16 protein-coding genes and 1 pseudogene are annotated in these 19,344 nt (G+C 62.8%); 9 read left to right on the top strand and 8 right to left on the bottom strand.

Annotated features, from left to right (window positions below):
* Positions 1-284 precede the first annotated feature (284 nt).
* Positions 285-1,136: a formyltetrahydrofolate deformylase gene (gene purU / locus ACF8SD_RS13750; protein ID WP_047149623.1), complete on the top strand. Its 852-nt coding sequence runs from the start codon at positions 285-287 to the stop codon at positions 1,134-1,136.
* A 209-nt stretch (positions 1,137-1,345) separates the two neighbouring features.
* Here the strand turns inward: purU and ACF8SD_RS13745 are convergent, their stop codons facing one another.
* The 5 genes and pseudogenes from ACF8SD_RS13745 to ACF8SD_RS13725 form a co-directional block, all read right to left on the bottom strand.
* Positions 1,346-2,338, bottom strand: a complete 993-nt coding sequence (locus tag ACF8SD_RS13745) for a lysylphosphatidylglycerol synthase transmembrane domain-containing protein (RefSeq protein WP_392483552.1) — start codon at positions 2,336-2,338, stop codon at positions 1,346-1,348.
* On the bottom strand, positions 2,335-3,099 hold the full coding sequence (locus ACF8SD_RS13740; protein ID WP_173890924.1) for a DUF2334 domain-containing protein: 765 nt from the start codon (positions 3,097-3,099) through the stop codon (positions 2,335-2,337). Before ACF8SD_RS13740 ends, ACF8SD_RS13745 begins: the two co-directional genes overlap by 4 nt.
* Complete coding sequence (locus tag ACF8SD_RS13735; RefSeq protein ID WP_173891731.1) at positions 3,092-4,213, bottom strand: glycosyltransferase family 1 protein; 1,122 nt, start codon at positions 4,211-4,213, stop codon at positions 3,092-3,094. Before ACF8SD_RS13735 ends, ACF8SD_RS13740 begins: the two co-directional genes overlap by 8 nt.
* Positions 4,214-4,369: 156 nt before the next feature.
* Positions 4,370-5,134, bottom strand: a complete 765-nt coding sequence (locus ACF8SD_RS13730; RefSeq protein WP_392483593.1) for a methyl-accepting chemotaxis protein — start codon at positions 5,132-5,134, stop codon at positions 4,370-4,372.
* 93 nt (positions 5,135-5,227) lie between these two features.
* Positions 5,228-6,244 (bottom strand): annotated as a pseudogene (locus tag ACF8SD_RS13725) (cache domain-containing protein); the annotation flags it as partial.
* Positions 6,245-6,412: 168 nt separating this feature from the next.
* Between ACF8SD_RS13725 and ACF8SD_RS13720 the strand changes: the two are divergent.
* Positions 6,413-7,888 carry a helicase HerA-like domain-containing protein gene (locus ACF8SD_RS13720; RefSeq protein ID WP_173890922.1) on the top strand — a complete coding sequence of 492 codons (1,476 nt, stop codon included), beginning with the start codon at positions 6,413-6,415 and terminating at the stop codon, positions 7,886-7,888.
* A 109-nt stretch (positions 7,889-7,997) separates the two neighbouring features.
* On the opposite strand, the gene ACF8SD_RS13715 is transcribed toward ACF8SD_RS13720, so the two are convergent.
* Both ACF8SD_RS13715 and ACF8SD_RS13710 read right to left on the bottom strand, forming a co-directional pair.
* A complete protein-coding gene (locus ACF8SD_RS13715) occupies positions 7,998-9,470 on the bottom strand; it encodes an inorganic phosphate transporter (protein ID WP_173890921.1) in 1,473 nt (490 codons plus the stop codon).
* 310 nt (positions 9,471-9,780) lie between these two features.
* Positions 9,781-9,981, bottom strand: coding sequence for a hypothetical protein (locus ACF8SD_RS13710; RefSeq protein WP_009685625.1), 201 nt, complete (start codon positions 9,979-9,981; stop codon positions 9,781-9,783).
* 476 nt (positions 9,982-10,457) lie between these two features.
* Between ACF8SD_RS13710 and pcaR the strand changes: the two genes are divergently transcribed.
* The 7 genes from pcaR to pcaC all read left to right on the top strand — a co-directional run bounded on the left by pcaR (position 10,458) and on the right by pcaC (position 18,513).
* Positions 10,458-11,333, top strand: a complete 876-nt coding sequence (gene pcaR / locus ACF8SD_RS13705; RefSeq protein WP_373875749.1) for a pca regulon transcriptional regulator PcaR — start codon at positions 10,458-10,460, stop codon at positions 11,331-11,333.
* A gap of 309 nt (positions 11,334-11,642) precedes the next feature.
* Positions 11,643-12,989 (top strand): MFS transporter, encoded by a 1,347-nt coding sequence (locus tag ACF8SD_RS13700; RefSeq protein ID WP_173890920.1) that lies wholly within the window; start codon positions 11,643-11,645, stop codon positions 12,987-12,989.
* Positions 12,990-13,248: 259 nt separating this feature from the next.
* Complete coding sequence (gene pcaF, locus ACF8SD_RS13695; protein ID WP_173891730.1) at positions 13,249-14,454, top strand: 3-oxoadipyl-CoA thiolase; 1,206 nt, start codon at positions 13,249-13,251, stop codon at positions 14,452-14,454.
* A gap of 201 nt (positions 14,455-14,655) precedes the next feature.
* Complete coding sequence (locus ACF8SD_RS13690; protein WP_009685621.1) at positions 14,656-15,945, top strand: MFS family transporter; 1,290 nt, start codon at positions 14,656-14,658, stop codon at positions 15,943-15,945.
* Between the two features lie 9 nt (positions 15,946-15,954).
* Complete coding sequence (locus ACF8SD_RS13685; RefSeq protein ID WP_173890919.1) at positions 15,955-17,307, top strand: 3-carboxy-cis,cis-muconate cycloisomerase; 1,353 nt, start codon at positions 15,955-15,957, stop codon at positions 17,305-17,307.
* A gap of 11 nt (positions 17,308-17,318) precedes the next feature.
* A complete protein-coding gene (gene pcaD, locus ACF8SD_RS13680; RefSeq protein ID WP_173890918.1) occupies positions 17,319-18,110 on the top strand; it encodes a 3-oxoadipate enol-lactonase in 792 nt (263 codons plus the stop codon).
* A 10-nt stretch (positions 18,111-18,120) separates the two neighbouring features.
* Positions 18,121-18,513 carry a 4-carboxymuconolactone decarboxylase gene (gene pcaC / locus ACF8SD_RS13675; protein WP_173890917.1) on the top strand — a complete coding sequence of 131 codons (393 nt, stop codon included), beginning with the start codon at positions 18,121-18,123 and terminating at the stop codon, positions 18,511-18,513.
* A 170-nt stretch (positions 18,514-18,683) separates the two neighbouring features.
* On the opposite strand, the gene ACF8SD_RS13670 is transcribed toward pcaC, so the two are convergent.
* A complete protein-coding gene (locus ACF8SD_RS13670) occupies positions 18,684-19,196 on the bottom strand; it encodes a DUF962 domain-containing protein (protein ID WP_173890916.1) in 513 nt (170 codons plus the stop codon).
* Between the last annotated feature and the right edge of the window lie 148 nt (positions 19,197-19,344).

Raw genomic sequence — 19,344 nt, 5'->3', positions numbered from 1 at the left:
GGAGTGTTCCTTAATGCGTGTTCAGAAATGTGTGGGGCAATAATAGACAGCCGATACTCGCAAGTAAACATAATGTTGGGCAATTAACTGTTGATTAAGCTGTGACAATGTTTCTCTGGTGAACAAAAATTTACATTAGCGTGTGCCATTTCGCCGGCTGTGTCAGAAAGTGTCCACATTGCCAGCGTGGTCGCTACAGTGGCTGCGGCCGCTGCAATCAATACTGCGCTTTTCCTTGCGTGCCGCTAGAATAAGCACCTTTGCGAAGTTCTGGAGTCTCATTCATGCGCACCTATCGTCTGGTGATCGCCTGCCCCGACCGTGTAGGGATCGTGGCGAAAGTCAGTAATTTCCTGGCCTTGTACAATGGCTGGATCAACGAAGCCAGCCATCATTCCGATGAGCAGAGCGGCTGGTTCTTCATGCGTCATGAAATCCGCGCCGAATCATTGCCCTTCGGTATCGAAGCCTTCCGTGAGGCGTTTGCGCCGATTGCCGAAGAGTTCTCCATGACCTGGCGGATTACCGACTCGGCGCAGAAAAAGCGCGTGGTGCTGATGGCCAGCCGCGAGTCGCATTGCCTGGCTGACCTGCTGCACCGTTGGCATACCGATGAACTGGACTGCGAGATCCCGTGTGTCATTTCCAACCACGACGACCTGCGCAGCATGGTCGAGTGGCACGGCATACCGTTCTTCCATGTACCGGTCGACCCCAAGGACAAGGCCCCGGCCTTTGCCGAAGTGTCGCGCCTGGTCGAGGAGCACGCGGCCGATGTCGTGGTGCTGGCCCGCTACATGCAAATCCTGCCGCCGCAACTGTGCCGGGACTACGCTGAGAAAGTCATCAACATTCACCACAGCTTCCTGCCGTCGTTCGTGGGTGCCAAGCCTTACCACCAGGCCGCGCTGCGTGGGGTGAAGTTGATCGGCGCAACGTGCCACTACGTCACCGAAGAACTGGATGCCGGCCCGATCATCGAGCAGGACGTGGTGCGCGTCAGCCACGCTGACAGCATCGAAGACATGGTTCGCTTTGGCCGTGATGTGGAAAAGATGGTGCTGGCACGTGGCCTGCGTTACCACCTCGAAGACCGCGTGCTGGTGCATGGCAACAAGACGGTGGTCTTCGACTGATACCGTTGGGTTGCCTGCAAGCCTTTGGGGCTGCCCGGCAGCCCTATCGCTACGCTTGAGGAACATACCGATGGCCAAACGGCGCAACCAACCCACCGCTACGGCCCCGCCCACCGTGGGTGAAGGCTGCCTGGCGCGCTACGACCCGCAAGCGCTGGCCGACACCGACGGCACCGATTTCCCCGGCGCCGCCGAATTGTGGCAGCGGCTCAACCCGCCTGGCGCCGCCAGCGCGCCAGCAACGGACGCGCCAGCAGGCACACGAACACCGGCCCGCCTGCCAGCAGGTAGAAGTAATAAGTGACCGCCCGCCAGATGAGGATCGCCGCGGCTGCGGTGGAACTGCCCACCAGCGGCGTCAGCAGGCTTGCCGACGTCAGCTCGGCCGCACCTGCCCCACCCGGTAGCAGGCTGAATTGCCCGGCACTGAGCGACAGCATCTGCACCAAAAAGCTGGGGATCCATGCCAGCTCCCCGCCCAACCCCTGCAATACCAGGTACAACACGCTGAAGCGCAGCCCCCAGTGGACGCAGGTGAGGGTGAATACCAGCGCCAGCGTGCGCTTGGGCAACTGCCAGGTCTGCACCAGTGCCGCGATGAAGTGCAGCAGTTTGCGGGCCCAGCGGCGCTTGCGCGGTGCGGCCACGCCCAGGCGGTGCAGCAGCCTGCCGTTGAGGCGCATGAGCGCGCGGCGGTAGCGCAGCAAGCCGATCACCCCGGCCAGCGCGCTGCACAGCAGCAACGCACTGCCCAGCAGCATGCTTTGCTGGCTGTGACCCAGGCGGTGGAACAGTGCATAGCCAGCAATCGCCAGCATCGCGCAGAAAAAGAACAGCAAGTCGTTCAATTGGTCCATGGCGAACACGGCGCCACTGCGCGCCGGGCCGATGCGCTCGCGTGCCAACAGCGCCATCAGGGTCAACGGGCCACCACTGCCGCCGGGGGTGGTGCAAATGGCGAATTCGGTGGCCATCACCACGCCCAGGCTGCGCAGGTGCCCAAGCCTTGCGCCTTGCTGGCCCAGCAACAGGCGCAAGCGCATGGCGTTGATCACCCAGCACAGCAGGATCATGCCCAACAGGGTCAGCAACAGGCCGGGATCGAACCCTTGCAACCGGGGCAGCAGATCACTGCCGCCAAGCAGGGCTGGCACCAGCATTGCTGCGAAAAGTGCCAGGCCTAGCCAGGCCAGACGGCTCATGCGCTGACCTGGCGGTCCAGCCAGGCGGACTTGGTGAGGGGTTCGCGACCTTGAGCCATCAGGGTGCGCAGGGTATTGAGCCAGTACTCGCGGGAGCTACGGTGGCGCATGTCCACCGGGTGCAGGCCCAGGCGCAGCGTCTCGGCGTTCTGCCAGCGTCGGCATTGCCAGTCGCAAAGGGCTCGCGACAGCCCCCGGCGCCAGGCGCTGCGGGCGCTCCACACCAGCCCTGGCGCCTTGATCGGGGTGAACTCGGGCAAGCGGTACAGATGCTGCGGTGTACTGGTGTAGCGCAAAGGCAGCTGGCGCAGCGCCTGGCGGGTGCCTTCGCTCATCAACCAGGCTGGCGCCACGAAACCTGCCACCGGCCATCGCTGTTGTGCGAACACGGCCAGGCCCTGTTCCAGGCGCTGCAGGGCCTGCTGTTGGTCAAGGCCATAGAACTCGCCTTCGTGGGTATAGATGCGGCGCATGAAGAAGTCGCCTGGCGTGCGCGGCGGTGGGCCGTTGTCGGCATGGTAGTAGCCATGCAGCGCCAGTTCGTCGCCCTCGGCCAGGCGCCGTTCAAGCAGGCGGCAGAACGCCGGTGAGCGCAACAGCGGGTTGCGCTGGTGAAAGTCCGGAACCACCAGCCAAGTCATGGGCACACCGCCGATAGCGTCCACGGCCTCGACGAAAGGTTGGTAGTCGGGCCATGTTTCAGGCGCGACATCGTGCAGTACCAGCATCAGGCTGCGCGGTGCGGGGCGTGGTTCAAGCATGGGCGCGCACCTGAGGCTGATGGCCGAGCACGGCCTGGTAATGCTGCAGCAGGCCCGCGACCACGTTGTCCCACGAGTAGTGCTGCTCGACGTGGCGGCGCGCCTGCGCGCCCAGCTTGCGCACACCTGCCTCGAATGCCTCGCGCACGGCTGTGGCCATGGCCTGGGCATCGTTGGCTGTACACAGGCGGCCGCACTGGTCATTGACGATTTCGCCAAAGGCACCCGCGCGCACGGCGACCACCGGCGTTGCACTGGCCATGGCTTCGAGAATGACCAGGCCGAAGGTTTCCTGGTCGCCGGCATGCACCAGCAGGTCGGCGCTGGCCATCAGCCGGGCGACTTCCTCGGGCGGGCAGAACTGGCCGATGACACTGACGTTGTCCGGCACATTGGCGGGCATGCCGGAGCCCACTAACAGCAGGTGGTAGGGGTGGCCTAGCTGCTGCATGCAGGCCAGCAATACCGGCAAGTTCTTTTCGCGCGAGCCACGCCCGGCGTAGATCAGCAGGCGGGTGGTATCGGCGATACCCAGTTCGGCACGCACATTGGCGTCGCGTTTGGACGGGTGGAACGTGGCCAGGTCCACGCCCAGCGGCTGTACGTGTACATCACGCACCCCCAGGCGGCGCAGTTTGTCGGCCATGACCCGGCTGGGGGCCAGCACCCGGTCGAAATTCCCGTACAGCTTGCTGACATAGGCCTCGACATTGGGCGTGAACCAGTTGCCCATGCGGTTGCTCACCAGCAGCGGCAGGTCGGAGTGGTAGAAGCCGATTACCGGTACGTCCAGCTGGCGCCGGGCCTCCAGCGCCGCCCAGGCAGTCAGGTACGGGTCGCCGACCTCGATCAGGTCTGGCTTGAGCGTGCGCAGGGTCTTGCACCATGGCGCCAGGCGAACCGGGAAGCGGTAGCCTTTGCCAAAAGGCAGCGGCAGTGCCGGTACTTGGTAGATGCCGTCGGCATTGTGGGCGCTGGCACCAGGAATCAACAGGCTATGGCGTACGCCCTGGATGGCGTCGAGGCGGTGATGTTTGGCATCAAGATAAGTTCGCACGCCACCGCTGGCGGGGGCGTAGAACATGGTGATGTCGGCGATGTGCACGATCAGCATCCCTCCGGGATCGTCTTTCGGGTCTGTCATCTGGCGCTTGGTTGGCGGCGATGACACGCCTAAAGGTTGACCTTTCAGAAGGATAGTTTGTTCGATCGGGGTTGCGCGGCACGCTGCCGGGGAGCGGGTGTACCTGCTTCCCCGGGACGCGTGGGACTAGATCCGGAAACTGCCCACCAGGTGCTTCAGGCGACCGGCCTGCTGCTCCAGGTCGGAGCACGCGCGCAGGGTGGCCTGCAGGTTCTCCACACCTTCCTGGTTGAGCATGTTGATCTCGTTGATGTCCATGTTGATGGCTTCGACCACGGCGGTCTGCTCTTCGGTGGCGGTGGCCACCGACTGGTTCATGCCATCGATCTCGCCAATGCGTACGGTTACGCTGTCCAGCCGTTCGCCAGCCTGGTTGGCGATCTGCATGCTGTCGTGGCTGTGGCGCTGGCTCTGATCCATGGTTTCGACCGACGCGCGGGCACCCACCTGCAGCTCTTCGATCATGGCCTGCACCTGTTGCGCCGATTCCTGGGTGCGGTGGGCCAGGTTGCGCACCTCATCGGCCACCACGGCGAAACCACGCCCGGCTTCACCGGCGCGGGCCGCTTCGATGGCAGCGTTCAAGGCCAGCAGGTTGGTCTGCTGGGAGATACTGGTAATCACTTCCAGAATCTGACCGATGTTCACGGTTTTGCTGTTGAGGGTCTCGATGTGTTCACTGGAGGTGACGATCAGGTCCGAGAGCCGGTTCATCGCCGCAATGTTTTGCTCGACCACCTGTTGGCCTTCTTCGGCCAGCAGCCGTGCGGAGCTGGCGTGCTGCGAGGCCTGGGCGGCGTTGCCGGCGATTTCCTGGGCCGCGGCACCCAGCTCGTTGATGGCCGCGGCCACGCTGTTGGTGCGGTTGGCCTGCTCATCGGAGTTGGTCATTGATGAGTTCGAGGCACTGATCACCCGCAGCGCCACTTCGTTGACTTGCTCGGTGGCCGAGGACACTTCGCGGATGCTGCTGTGGATACGTTCGACGAAGCGGTTGAAGGCGTTGCCGAGAATACCGAATTCATCGTGGTTATGGATGCGCAGGCGTTTGGTCAGGTCGCCTTCACCTTCGGCGATGTCTTCCATGGCGCGGGTCATTGTGTGCAACGGCTGCATCAGGACGCGAATCAGCAAGCCGAGCAAGGCGATGATGATGACCACGGCGACGATCGTGGCAACTACCGCCGAGGTGCGGAAAGTGCTCAGCATCGAGAAGGCCTTGGCCTTGTCCACCGACAGGCCGATGTACCAGTTGGCCGAAGGCAGGCCGGTGATCGGGGTGAAGGTCAGCAAACGCGCCTGGCCGTCGCTTTGCACTTCGGTCAGCTCGCTGGTCAGCTTGGGGGTGTGTTGCGGGAACAGGTCTGACAGTGACTTCATCACCAGGGCCTGGTCCGGGTGTACCAGGATCTTGCCCTGATCATTGACCAGGAAGGCATAGCCCATACCACCAAAGTCCAGCGAGTTGATGATTTGCACCAGACCGTCCAGGGTCAGGTCACCACCGACCACACCCACGCTGCTGGAGACCTTGCTGAGGATGCCGATGACCATCTTGTTGGTGGTCATGTCGATGTACGGCTCGGTCAACATGGCCCCGCTGGCATTCATCCCATCTTTGTACCAGGGCCGGGTGCGGGGGTCGTAGCCGTCGGGCATCTTCGCGTCTGGGCGGACACTGAAGCCGCCGTCGATCTTGCCCAGGTAAACGGTCAGGAAGCTGGAAAGCAGTGCGCGCTGGCCCATGAACGTTTCAGCGTTGGCCGGGTTCTGGGCAATGTTTTGCGCCAGGTTTTCCACCAGTTTGATCCGCCCGTCGAACAGGTTGCGGATGTTGGTAGACGTGGAAGTACCCATTTCAGCCAGGTAGTTTTCCAGGTCCTCGCGGATGGCATTACGCTGCAGGTAATCGTTGTAAAGGGTGAAAAGGCTGAAGGCGAGTATGACGATCAGTGAGGCGGCCAACAGTATCTTGTGGCTGAAACGCAGGCTTTTATTCATGGCGTAATCGGTTCCGCTAAGGTTTTAATCAGGGCGTTCGCACGAGTGAGGCCGCAAGGCTGTGCAATATCCGGAAAATCCCTTTTCGGTTGTTCCTCTCTTCTAAGGCGAATATCACCCGAAGGTATCGGCCGGTTTCAGTTAAAGCTTGAGCAGGGGATTAAAGAGATGTCGGAAACTTCGACCATAATTGTGGGATCGGGCCCGGATGGCCAGCCGCTCGGGCAAGCCATGCGCCTGGCCAACCGCCACGGCCTGGTGGCAGGCGCCACCGGTACAGGCAAGACCGTCACCTTGCAACGCCTGGCGGAAGTGTTCAGTGACGCCGGGGTCGCGGTGTTTGCCGCCGACGTGAAAGGCGACTTGTGTGGCCTGGGCGCCGCCGGTGCACCACAGGGCAAGGTGGCCGAGCGCATCGCCGGCATGCCGTGGCTTGGGCATACGCCACGGGCCTACCCGGTAACGTTGTGGGATATCGCGGGGCAGTCCGGCCACCCGCTGCGCACGACCCTCAGTGAAATGGGGCCGCTGCTGCTGGGCAATTTGCTTGAACTGACCGACAGCCAACAGGCGGCGTTGTACGCAGCGTTCAAGGTGGCCGACCGTGAAGGCCTGTTGCTGCTCGACCTGAAAGACCTCAAGGCGCTGCTTGCCCACCTGAAAGACAACCCGCAATTGCTGGGTGAAGACAGTGCGCTGATGACCACCGCCTCGACCCAGGCCTTGTTGCGCCGGCTGGCAACCCTCGAGCAACAGGGGGCCGAGGCGCTGTTCGGCGAGCCGGCGTTGCAACTGGAAGACGTGCTGCGCTCGGACCCCGATGGCCGCGGCCGGATCCACCTGCTTGATGCCAGCCGCTTGGTGCATGAGGCCCCCAAGGTCTACGCCACCTTCCTGTTGTGGCTGCTGGCCGAATTGTTCGAGCAACTGCCCGAGCGCGGCGATGCCGAAAAACCGCTGCTGGCGTTGTTCTTCGACGAGGCGCATCTGTTGTTCAACGGCACGCCCAAGGCGCTGCAGGAGCGTCTGGAGCAGGTGGTACGGCTGATCCGGTCCAAAGGTGTGGGTGTGTTCTTCGTCACCCAGTCGCCGGGTGACTTGCCGGATGCGGTGCTGGCCCAGTTGGGCTTGCGCATTCAGCATGGCTTGCGGGCATTCACAGCGAAGGAGCAGAAGGCATTGCGCGCGGTAGCCGATGGCTTTCGCCCCAACCCGGCGTTCGACACCTTGAGCGTGCTCACCGAACTGGGCATTGGCGAGGCGCTACTGGGGGCGCTGGAAGAGAAGGGCACCCCGGCCATGGTCCAGCGTGTGTTGGTGGCGCCGCCGCAATCGCGGATCGGGCCGTTGAGTGCAGCTGAGCGCGGTGCGCTGATTGCTGCTTCGCCGCTGGCCGGGCGCTATGACAAGCCGGTGGACCGTGAGTCGGCCTATGAAATGCTGACCCAGCGAAAAGGCGAGGCGGTGGAGCCGGCGCCGCAACCGAAGGCGGATGAAGAGAGCTTTGCCGACAAGGCCGGTGAGTTCTTGCAGAGTGCGGCGGGGCAGGCGATCAAATCGGCGGTGCGCCAGGCAGCCAACCAGTTGGGGCGGCAGCTGGTGCGGGGGTTGATGGGGTCGTTGTTGGGGGGCAAGAAAAAATAGTTGGCTGCCACCTGGACCGTAGCGAGCCTGGCCCTTGCGCACTGCCTGTGAGCCCTGTTGCCGATATGAAAAAGGCGCCCCGGGGGCGCCTTTTCTATTGCGGTGTCACTCAGCCAATGGCCTTGGACGCCAGCCAGAACAAGCCGGCCGCCAGGCCCATCGAGGCTGGCAGGGTCAGAACCCAAGCCATCAGGATGGTTTTGACGGTGCCACCTTGCAGGCCGCTTTTGTTGGCGACCATGGTGCCGGCCACGCCGGACGACAGCACATGCGTGGTCGACACCGGCAAGGCGAACACGTTGGCCATGCCGATGGCACAGGCTGCTGTGATTTGGGCCGACATGCCCTGGGCATAGGTCATACCCTGCTTGCCGATCTTCTCACCAACGGTCAGCACTACACGCTTCCAGCCCACCATGGTGCCCAGGCCCAGGGCCAGCGCAACGGCCACGATCACCCAGAACGGGGCGTATTCAGTGGTGGCGGTAAGGTCCTTGCGCAGTTTTTCCAGGTCGGCCTTTTCGCGGGCTTCCAGGCCAGGCAGCTTGCCAACCTTCTTCGCGGTGTCATCCAGGCACAGCAAGTAGCGGCGTACTTCAACGCGCTTCTCGGCAGCCAGGCTGTGATAGTCGGTCACGCCTTGCAACGAGGTCTGCAGTGCGGCGATGGTCGGCTCGGTCTGCTGCGGGTTGCAACTGAACTGCTCCGGCAGGTCGCTGGCCTTGGCCTTGCCCAAGGCCAGGAACTCGCCCAGGGTAGCGGCGTTGCGCTGGTAGAACTGGCTCATGTGCAGGGTGGCGTCGCGGGTACGCTCGATCTGATAGGTGGTGCTGTTCAGGTCGAGCACGAACTTGGCCGGGACGATGCCGATCAGCACCAGCATGATCAGGCCAATGCCTTTCTGGCCGTCGTTGGAGCCGTGCACGAAGCTCACGCCCATGGCAGAAACCACCAGGACCAGGCGGTTCCAGAAGGGCGGGTGCTTCTTGTCGTCGAGTTTACGGCGCTGCTCGGGGGTCTTGTGCATCTTCGACAGCGGGCGCCACCACTTCAAGCCGAGCAGCACCAGGGCGGCTACGGCGAAGCCGGCCATTGGCGAGACCACCAGCGACATGGCAATGTCGATGGCTTTCTGCCAGTTAACGCCGTCCCCCAACGGGATGTCGTTGATCAGGGCATTGGCCAGGCCGACACCCAGGATGGAGCCGATCAGCGTGTGCGAGCTGGAAGCGGGAATACCGAAGTACCAGGTGCCAAGGTTCCAGGTGATGGCCGCGGCCAGCAAGGAGAAGACCATGGCCAACCCGTGCCCGGTGTTCACATTGATCAGCAACTCTACCGGCAGCAGGTGCACGATGGCGTAGGCCACCCCGACACCGCCCAGCAGTACGCCGAAGAAGTTGAACACGCCGGAGAAGAACACGGCGAGGTGGGGAGGCATGGCTTTGGTATAGATGACGGTAGCTACCGCGTTTGCGGTGTCATGAAAGCCATTGATGAACTCGAAGGCGAGTACGAAGGTCAAGGCGAGCAGCAGGCTCACCAACACCCAGGCATCCAGTCCGCTGAATAAATCGATCATGAAGGTTGTCTGGCGGTCATAGGGGGGGCGGGATTATGCCAGAAAACCTTGGCAATCGATGCACCTCCAACAGGCCAATGGCAGGGGCAAGCGCGCCAAAATTGCCCTATAAATGGAAACTCGCTGGAGGCTAAAATCTGCCTATATCCGTGAAGTGCGGCGAAAAGTGGGGTAAAGACCTGAAAATCCACATTTGGTATTAATTCAAACGAGCGTTTGAAATTTGTATAAATCCATTTCATGTCGCTTGGGTAATAAAGAGTGACACGCCCGGCCAAGCCGGGCGAACGCAGCGCTGCATTGACCAGGGTCAGGGGTTTTCGCTGCGTAGTTCCTTTTCCATCCGTTCCAGTTCCTGGCTGAAAGCCTGGTCGCGCAGGCTGGCGCGCTTGCGCCAGGGTTTGCGCTCCGGTTCCGTTTGGGCGGCATAGGTGGTGACTTCGCCGCCGTAGACATCCTTGTAACGTTCAGCCTGGCGCTCGAGTTCTGCGCGCAGTTCATCTTTCGTCACATGCAGTACCTGAATTAAGTGTAATCACGGGTGTAACGCGTTATGCGCTAGTGCACCCTGTTCCTGCCGCAACAGCTAGGTTCCACGGAAGGTTCCGTGAGCACAATAGCGTCACGACTGTGGGGCCGATTATAGCAACCGATAATTTGCCGAACATCGTTATTTGACCAGCATCGCCATCATCCGACGCAAGTTATGGCCTGTGTGGCTAAACGAGTTGGGGCTTTCTTACAAGTTTGAAAGGCATGCCGGATAAAAGTTCGGGCAATGTGCTGAGGGGGGCGGGAATGAAAAACGGCCCCGCCGAAAGGCGAGGCCGTTGCCTGGGGACTTCTACGGTGGGTACCTGACCAGTCTCTCCAAAGAAGCCACATGTGGCAGGAGAAAGGTATAAGCAAAAGTGTCAGCGGTCAATTGCGATTATCGGCCGTTTGTTCGATAATCGCACGAGCCGGCGTTTTTTTTTGAGGTGTGCGATGAGTGACGAAACAGTGGACAACGCTGCTGCCAGCCCAGAGGCGGCACGGCCTGTTTTGGCGGCCATGGCGCCGCCGATCGTGGCCTCGCCGGCCAAGCGCATTCAGGCTTTCACCGGCGACCCGGACTTCATGACATCCCTGGCCCGTGGCCTGGCGGTGATTCAGGCTTTCCAGGAGCGCAAGCGCCACCTCACCATCGCCCAGATCAGCCACCGTACGGAAATACCCCGTGCCGCCGTGCGCCGTTGCCTGCACACGCTGATCAAGCTGGGCTACGCCACCACCGACGGGCGCACCTACTCGCTGCTACCCAAAGTGCTGACCCTGGGGCATGCCTACCTGTCATCCACGCCATTGGCGATTTCGGCCCAGCCTTACCTGGACCGCATCAGCGACCAGTTGCACGAGGCGGCCAACATGGCCACCCTCGAAGGTGACGACATCCTTTATATAGCCCGTTCGGCCACGGTCGAGCGCCTGATTTCGGTCGATTTGTCGGTGGGCGGGCGCCTGCCAGCCTACTGCACGTCGATGGGGCGCATTCTGCTGGCGGCGCTGGATGACACCAGCCTGCGCGAATACCTGGAGCGGGCCGACCTGAAGGCGCGCACCAGCCGTACCTTGCATGATGCTGAATCGTTGTTCGCCTGTATTCAGCAGGTCCGCGCACAAGGCTGGTGTGTGGTGGACCAGGAGCTGGAGCAGGGGCTGCGCTCGATTGCCGTACCGGTGTATGACGCGTCTGGGCAGGTGCTGGCAGCCCTGAACGTGAGTACCCACGTCGGGCGGGTTACACGCAGCGAACTGGAGCAGCGCTTCTTGCCGATCCTGCTGGCTGCCAGCCGGGACCTGTGCCACCAGCTGTTTGGTTGAGGGCGGGCGCTAGCGGTTTTTTGAACAGGCAAAACGGTTTCCTGTGCGATAAACGCACAGTGTCGCTCGCGGCGAATTGCTTCCCCTGCGCCTGCTGATTAATGTCTCTCGCAACGGTCGGCTGTGCCGACCGAACAAGAAAAACATGAGGCACTTACCATGCATACTGTCCCTAGGCTGCTGCGCTCGCACCCGCATGCAGTTTCGTTGTATCCAGGCTGACTCAGGCCATTTTCCCTAGCGTTGCCCACCTGTACCGGCTAGCCGAGTGCAATGGCCTGGCTGTGCCCCCTATTCTGGATAACAACAATGAACCAAGCGCAAACCAACGTCGGCGCAAGCCTTGACGTCCAGTCGTTCATCAATCAGCAACCGTTGTCCCGCTATCAGTGGCGGGTTGTGCTGCTGTGCTTTCTGATCGTCTTCCTCGATGGCCTGGACACGGCCGCCATGGGCTTCATCGCCCCGGCCCTGTCGCAGGAGTGGGGTATTGACCGTGCCAGCCTGGGCCCGGTGATGAGTGCCGCGTTGATCGGCATGGTTTTCGGCGCCCTGGGCTCGGGGCCGCTGGCCGACCGCTTTGGCCGCAAGGGCGTGCTGGTGGGTGCGGTACTGGTATTCGGTGGCTTCAGCCTGGCCTCGGCCTATGCCACCAACGTCGACCAACTGCTGGTGCTGCGCTTCCTGACCGGCCTTGGCCTGGGGGCGGGTATGCCCAACGCCACCACGCTGCTGTCGGAGTACACCCCAGAGCGGCTCAAGTCGCTGCTGGTCACCAGCATGTTCTGCGGCTTCAACCTGGGTATGGCCGGGGGTGGTTTCATTTCCGCGAAAATGATCCCGGCCTATGGCTGGCACAGCCTGCTGGTAGTCGGTGGGGTGCTGCCGTTGCTGCTGGCCGTGGTGCTGATGGTCTGGCTACCGGAGTCGGCGCGCTTCCTGGTGGTGCGTAACCGTGGCACTGACAGGGTGCGCAAGACCTTGTCGCCGATCGCCCCGCAGATGGTGGCCGAGGCGGCGAGCTTCAGCGTGCCGGAACAGAAGGCCGTGGCCGCCCGCAACGTATTCTCGGTGATTTTCTCTGGCACCTACGGCCTGGGTACCGTGCTGCTGTGGCTGACTTATTTCATGGGCCTGGTGATCGTCTATCTGCTGACCAGCTGGCTGCCGACCCTGATGCGTGACAGCGGCGCGAGCATGGAGCAGGCGGCCTTTATCGGTGCCTTGTTCCAGTTTGGTGGCGTGCTGAGTGCGGTCGGTGTGGGTTGGGCAATGGACCGCTTCAACCCGCACAAGGTGATTGGCATTTTCTACTTGCTGGCGGGGGTATTCGCCTACGCCGTAGGTCAGAGCCTGGGCAACATCACCTTGCTGGCCACGTTGGTACTGGTGGCGGGTATGTGCGTGAACGGTGCCCAGTCGGCCATGCCGTCGCTGGCGGCGCGCTTCTACCCGACCCAAGGTCGGGCGACCGGGGTATCGTGGATGCTGGGCATCGGCCGCTTCGGCGCGATTCTCGGGGCCTGGAGCGGCGCGACCCTGTTGGGCCTGGGGTGGAGCTTCGAGCAGGTGCTCACGGCGCTGCTGGTGCCAGCGGCGCTGGCTACTGTTGGGGTAGTGGTGAAGGGGCTGGTGAGTCACGCCGACGCCACCTGATAGCGAGGCCGCCACCGAGGGCAGCGCCGTGCGAAGGTGGGTAGCAAGGCAACAAACAGTTCGATAATCGCACGAATAGTCGATTATCGGATTGTAAGCTACCCACCGGCCTCCTTAATCTGAGCTTACTGAAGCACCCTGACCAGGAGCCTCCAATGCCACGTGCAGACCACCACCGAACCCACCGCAATCAAGCTGCCACCCCGCGTGACCTTGATGCCCGTACCGCCGCGGCCCATGGCCAGCCGGCAGGAGAAGCCTGATGCGAGACGTATTCATCTGTGACGCCATCCGTACCCCGATTGGCCGCTTTGGCGGTGCCCTGGCCGGTGTGCGTGCCGACGACCTGGCCGCCGTGCCGCTGAAGGCGCTGATCGAACGCAACCCCGGTGTGCAATGGGACCAGGTTGACGAGGTGTTCTTCGGGTGTGCGAACCAGGCAGGTGAAGACAACCGCAACGTGGCACGCATGGCGCTGCTGCTGGCCGGCCTGCCCGAAAGCATTCCGGGCGTTACCCTTAACCGCCTGTGTGCCTCGGGCATGGATGCCATTGGCACCGCCTTCCGCGCCATTGCCAGCGGGGAAATGGAGCTGGTCATCGCCGGTGGTGTGGAATCGATGTCGCGCGCCCCGTTCGTGATGGGCAAGGCCGAAAGCGGCTATTCGCGCAACATGAAGCTGGAAGACACGACCATCGGCTGGCGCTTCATCAACCCGCTGATGAAGAGCCAGTACGGCGTGGACTCCATGCCGGAAACCGCCGACAACGTGGCCGACGATTATCAGGTGTCGCGCGCCGACCAGGATGCTTTCGCCCTGCGCAGCCAGCAAAAGGCCGCTGCAGCGCAGGCAGCCGGCTTCTTTGCCGAAGAAATCGTGCCGGTGCGCATCGCCCACAAGAAGGGTGAAGTGATCGTCGAGCGTGATGAACACCTGCGTCCGGAGACCACTCTGGAAGCGCTGACCAAGCTCAAGCCGGTCAACGGCCCGGACAAGAGCGTCACCGCCGGCAATGCTTCGGGTGTCAACGATGGTGCGGCAGCACTGATCCTGGCCTCGGCTGAAGCCGTGAAGAAGCATGGCCTTACCCCGCGTGCCCGCGTTCTGGGCATGGCCAGCGGTGGCGTTGCGCCACGGGTGATGGGCATTGGCCCGGTCCCGGCAGTGCGCAAACTGACCGAGCGCCTGGGTGTGGCGGTGAATGATTTCGATGTGATCGAGCTCAATGAAGCGTTCGCCAGCCAGGGCCTGGCAGTGCTGCGTGAACTGGGCGTGGCCGATGATGCGCCGCAGGTGAACCCTAATGGCGGCGCGATCGCGCTGGGCCACCCGCTGGGCATGAGCGGTGCACGCCTGGTGCTGACGGCGCTGCATCAATTGGAGAAAAGCGGTGGTCGTAAAGGCCTGGCGACCATGTGCGTGGGCGTCGGCCAAGGCTTGGCGCTGGCCATCGAACGGGTTTGACCTGTCCTGGCCCCTTCGTGGGGCAAGCCGGGTGTCACAGCATGGTCGTTGCCCACTGCACAACGGCAAACTGTGGCAGCAGGCCTGCCCGGCGAAGGGGCCGGCACCTTCGACCCAAGGCCAATTGCCAGCCTCAAGGCGGAACGAGGTGTTACCAGGTATGTCTAGAATAACCTGGGACCCTTCAGGAGTAACCTCACCATGACCTCAACCTATTACACCGGTGAAGAGCGCAGCAAGCGTATCTTCGCTATCGTTGGTGCCTCTTCGGGCAACCTGGTGGAATGGTTCGACTTTTACGTCTATGCCTTCTGCGCGATCTACTTCGCCCCGGCGTTCTTCCCCTCCGACGACCCTACGGTGCAGTTGCTGAACACCGCGGGGGTATTCGCCGCAGGCTTCTTGATGCGCCCGATTGGTGGCTGGATCTTCGGCCGCCTCGCTGACCGCCATGGCCGCAAGAACTCGCTGATGATCTCGGTGCTGATGATGTGCTTCGGCTCGCTGATGATCGCCTGCCTGCCCACCTATGCCAGCATTGGCACCTGGGCCCCGGCGCTGCTGTTGCTGGCACGCCTGATCCAGGGCCTGTCGGTGGGTGGCGAGTATGGCACCACCGCCACGTACATGAGTGAGGTGGCCCTGCGCGGCCAGCGCGGCTTCTTTGCCTCGTTCCAGTACGTGACGCTGATCGGCGGCCAGCTTTTGGCCGTGCTGGTGGTAGTGATCCTGCAGCAGCTGCTGACCGAGGATGAGTTGCGCGCCTGGGGCTGGCGCATTCCGTTCGTGGTAGGGGCCATCGCAGCACTGATCTCGTTGATGCTGCGCCGCTCGCTGCACGAAACCAGCAGCGCCGAAACCCGTCAGGACAAGGATGCCGGCACGATCAAAGGCTTGTTCAGCAACCACGCTGCAGCCTTCATTACCGTGCTCGGCTACACCGCAGGGGGGTCGCTGATTTTCTATACCTTCACCACCTACATGCAGAAGTACCTGGTGAATACCGCTGGCATGACAGCGAAGAACGCCAGTTATGTGATGACGGCTGCGCTGTTCCTGTTCATGGTGCTGCAGCCGTTCTTCGGCATGCTGTCCGACCGGATTGGCCGACGCAACTCCATGCTGCTGTTCGGGGCGTTGGGAACGCTGTTCACCGTGCCGCTGCTGATGGCGTTGAAAACCGTGACCAGCCCGTTCATGGCCTTCGTGCTGATCAGCCTGGCACTGTGCATCGTCAGTTTCTATACCTCGATCAGCGGCCTGGTGAAGGCCGAGATGTTCCCGCCGCAAGTTCGCGCGCTGGGTGTAGGCCTGGCTTACGCGGTGGCCAACGCGGCATTCGGCGGCTCGGCCGAGTACGTGGCCCTGGGGCTGAAGACCATGGGCATGGAGAATACGTTCTACTGGTACGTGACAGCGATGATGGCGATAGCCTTCCTGTTCAGCCTGCGCCTGCCGAAGCAGGCCGAGTACCTGCACCATGATCATTAAGGAAGCTGCATGAGCAACCAACTGTTCGACGCCTACTTCACCGCGCCGGCCATGCGCGAGGTTTTTTCCGACCGTGGCCGCCTGCAAGGCATACTGGATTTCGAGGCCGCGCTCGCCCGCGCCGAGGCCTCGGTCGGCTTGGTTCCGCACAGCGCCGTGGCCGCCATCGAGGCGGCCTGCCAGGCCGAGCGCTATGACGTAGGCGCCCTGGCCAATGCCATCGCCAGCGCTGGCAATTCGGCAATCCCGCTGGTGAAGGCGTTGGGCAAGGTGATCGCCACCGGCGTGCCCGAGGCCGAGCGTTATGTGCACTTGGGCGCTACCAGCCAGGATGCGATGGACACCGGCCTGGTGTTGCAGTTGCGCGCTGCCCTCGACTTGCTGGAAAGCGACCTTGGCCAGCTTGCCGAAACCTTGGCGCAGCAGGCCTTGAAGCACGCCGACACCCCTATGGTGGGGCGCACTTGGCTGCAACATGCCACGCCGGTGACCTTGGGCATGAAGTTGGCCGGGGTGCTTGGCGCCGTGACCCGCCATCGCCAGCGCTTGCAGGCGTTGCGCCCGCGCTTGCTGGTGCTGCAGTTCGGCGGCGCCTCGGGCAGCCTGGCGGCCTTGGGCAGCAAGGCGCTGCCGGTGGCCGAAGCGCTGGCAGAGCAACTGCGGCTGGCCCTGCCGGAACAGCCTTGGCACACCCAGCGCGACCGCTTGGTGGAGTTGGCCTCGGTGCTGGGCATGATCGCCGGCAGCCTGGGCAAGTTCGGCCGCGATGTCAGCTTGCTGATGCAAACCGAGGCTGGTGAGGTGTTCGAGCCTTCCGCGCCGGGCAAGGGCGGCTCTTCGACCATGCCCCACAAGCGTAACCCGGTGGGGGCTGCGGTGCTGATCGGGGCCGCCACCCGGGTGCCGGGGCTGGTTTCGACGATGTTCAGCGCCATGCCCCAGGAGCACGAGCGAAGCCTGGGGTTGTGGCATGCCGAATGGGAAACTCTGCCAGAAATTTGCTGCCTGGTCTCCGGTGCGCTGCGCCAGGCCCAGGTGATTGCCGAGGGGATGGAGGTGGATGCCGAGCGCATGCGCCGCAACCTCGACCTGACCCAGGGCCTGGTGCTGGCCGAGGCGGTGAGCATTGTGCTGGCACAGCGCCTGGGCCGCGACCGCGCCCACCACCTGCTGGAGCAATGCTGCCAGCGTGCCGTGGCCGAGCAGCGTCACCTGCGTGCCGTGCTGGGTGACGAGCCGCAGGTCAGTGCCGAACTGTCCGCCGAGGAACTCGATCGCTTGCTCGACCCCGCCCATTACCTGGGCCAGGCCCGCGTCTGGGTGGCGCGCGCCGTGTCCGAACATCAACGTTTTACTGCCTGAAGGAGACCGCTGTGGCGCATTTGCAACTGGCCGATGGCGTTTTGAATTACCAACTCGATGGCCCGGCAGACGCCCCGGTGCTGGTCCTGTCCAACTCGCTGGGTACCGACCTGGGCATGTGGGACGCCCAGATGCCGCTGTGGGCCGAGCGTTTCCGGGTGCTGCGCTACGACACCCGTGGCCACGGTGCATCGCTGGTCACCGAAGGCCCTTATTCCATCGAGCAACTGGGCCGCGATGTGCTGGCGTTGCTCGATGGCCTGGACATTGCCAAGGCGCACTTTGTCGGCTTGTCGATGGGTGGCCTGATTGGCCAGTGGCTGGGCATTAATGCCGGTGACCGCTTGCGTAGCCTGACCTTGTGCAACACCGCTGCCAAGATTGCCAATGACGAGGTGTGGAACACCCGTATCGACACCGTGCTCAAGGGCGGCCAGCAGGCCATGGTCGACCTGCGCGACGCGTCCATTGCCCGCTGGTTCACCCCAGGCTTTGCCCAGGCACAGGCCGCAGAGGCCCAGCGTATCTGCCAGATGCTGGCGCAGACCAGCCCCCAGGGCTATGCCAGCAACTGCGCGGCGGTGCGTGATGCCGACTTCCGTGAGCAACTCGGTCGCATCCAGGTGCCGACGTTGATCGTGGCAGGGACAGAAGATGTGGTAACCACCCCGGCGCATGGCCATTTCATGCAGGCGGGTATTGCCGTTGCCGAATATGTCGAGTTCCCGGCAGCGCACCTGTCCAATGTCGAGATTGGCGGGGCGTTCAGCCGCCGCGTGCTCGACTTCCTGCTGGCTCAGTGAGGACCCTGCCATGGACGAGAAACAACGCTACGAGGCCGGCATGCAAGTGCGCCGCGCGGTACTGGGCGATGCCCATGTGGACCGCAGCCTGGAAAAGCTCAACGACTTCAATGGCGAGTTTCAGGAAATGATTACCCGCCATGCGTGGGGTGATATCTGGACCCGCCCCGGTCTGCCACGTCACACCCGCAGCCTGATCACCATTGCCATGCTGATCGGCATGAACCGTAACGACGAACTGAAGCTGCACCTGCGCGCGGCCGCCAACAACGGCGTGACCCGCGACGAGATCAAGGAAGTGCTGATGCAGAGCGCGATCTACTGCGGCATTCCAGCGGCCAACGCCACCTTCCACCTGGCGGAGTCGGTATGGGAAGAGCTAGGTGTAGAGTCGCGTAGCTGACCCTTACGCGGCACCTGTGCAGGCGCAACTGTCTTTCTCAAAATTTGAAAAGCCTGCGCGATTCATTGTAGGAGCGGGCTTGCCCGCGAAGCAGGCGACGCGGTGTCCGGCACCGGCTGCGCCGGTGTTCGCGGGCAAGCCCGTTCCCACAGGCCGCTCAGGTGTCAAGGCTACATCGAGCGTATACCAACCGGGCCTGCGTTGCTTTCCACAGCCTGCTTCAGGGCCGGGCACAAGCCCAACATGAAGGCCGCTTCTGCCACCACGAACAAAGGCCCGATGATCAGGCCACTGATGTCGTCCACAAACGCCGGTTTTCGGCCTTCGTAATAGTGGCCGATGAACTGGATGATCCAGCCCAGCACGAACGCGCCCACCCCGGCACCGAGCCACAGGCCGGTAGGCTGCACCGCCAGCACCTGGCCAACCCACAGGCACAAGCCCAGCAACGCCCCCATCACCAGCCCGAAGCGCAGGTCCAGGCGCAGATAGAACCAGACCGAAGCCGCTGCCGCCAGCAGGGCAGGGGACAGCCATATGCCAGCAACCTCCCACCCGGGGCGGGACAGCAGGATGGTGACTGCCAGCACGATCATGGGGATGCCGATGAAGTGGGTGACGATGTTGCGCGGGTCGCGGTGGTAACTGGCGTACTGGCTCAGGTGGTCGACGAGCGTTTTCATTGTTGTGCCTCCCTGGTTTGCCTGGGCTGGTCAAGCTGCCTGTCAGGGCCCTGCGCGGCGGTTACACGCCGCGACAGGCCCGGTACAGGCAACGGGTATAGCTCAGGATAGCCCCCAGCCACCACTATCATCAGCGGGGCGAATGGCA

The organism is Pseudomonas sp. CJQ_9 (assembly GCF_043106615.1).
Classification (GTDB): Bacteria; Pseudomonadota; Gammaproteobacteria; order Pseudomonadales; family Pseudomonadaceae; genus Aquipseudomonas; species Aquipseudomonas juntendi.
The sequence above is the reverse complement of the archived record's forward strand: the minus strand, read 5'-3'. Positions and strand labels throughout refer to the sequence as shown.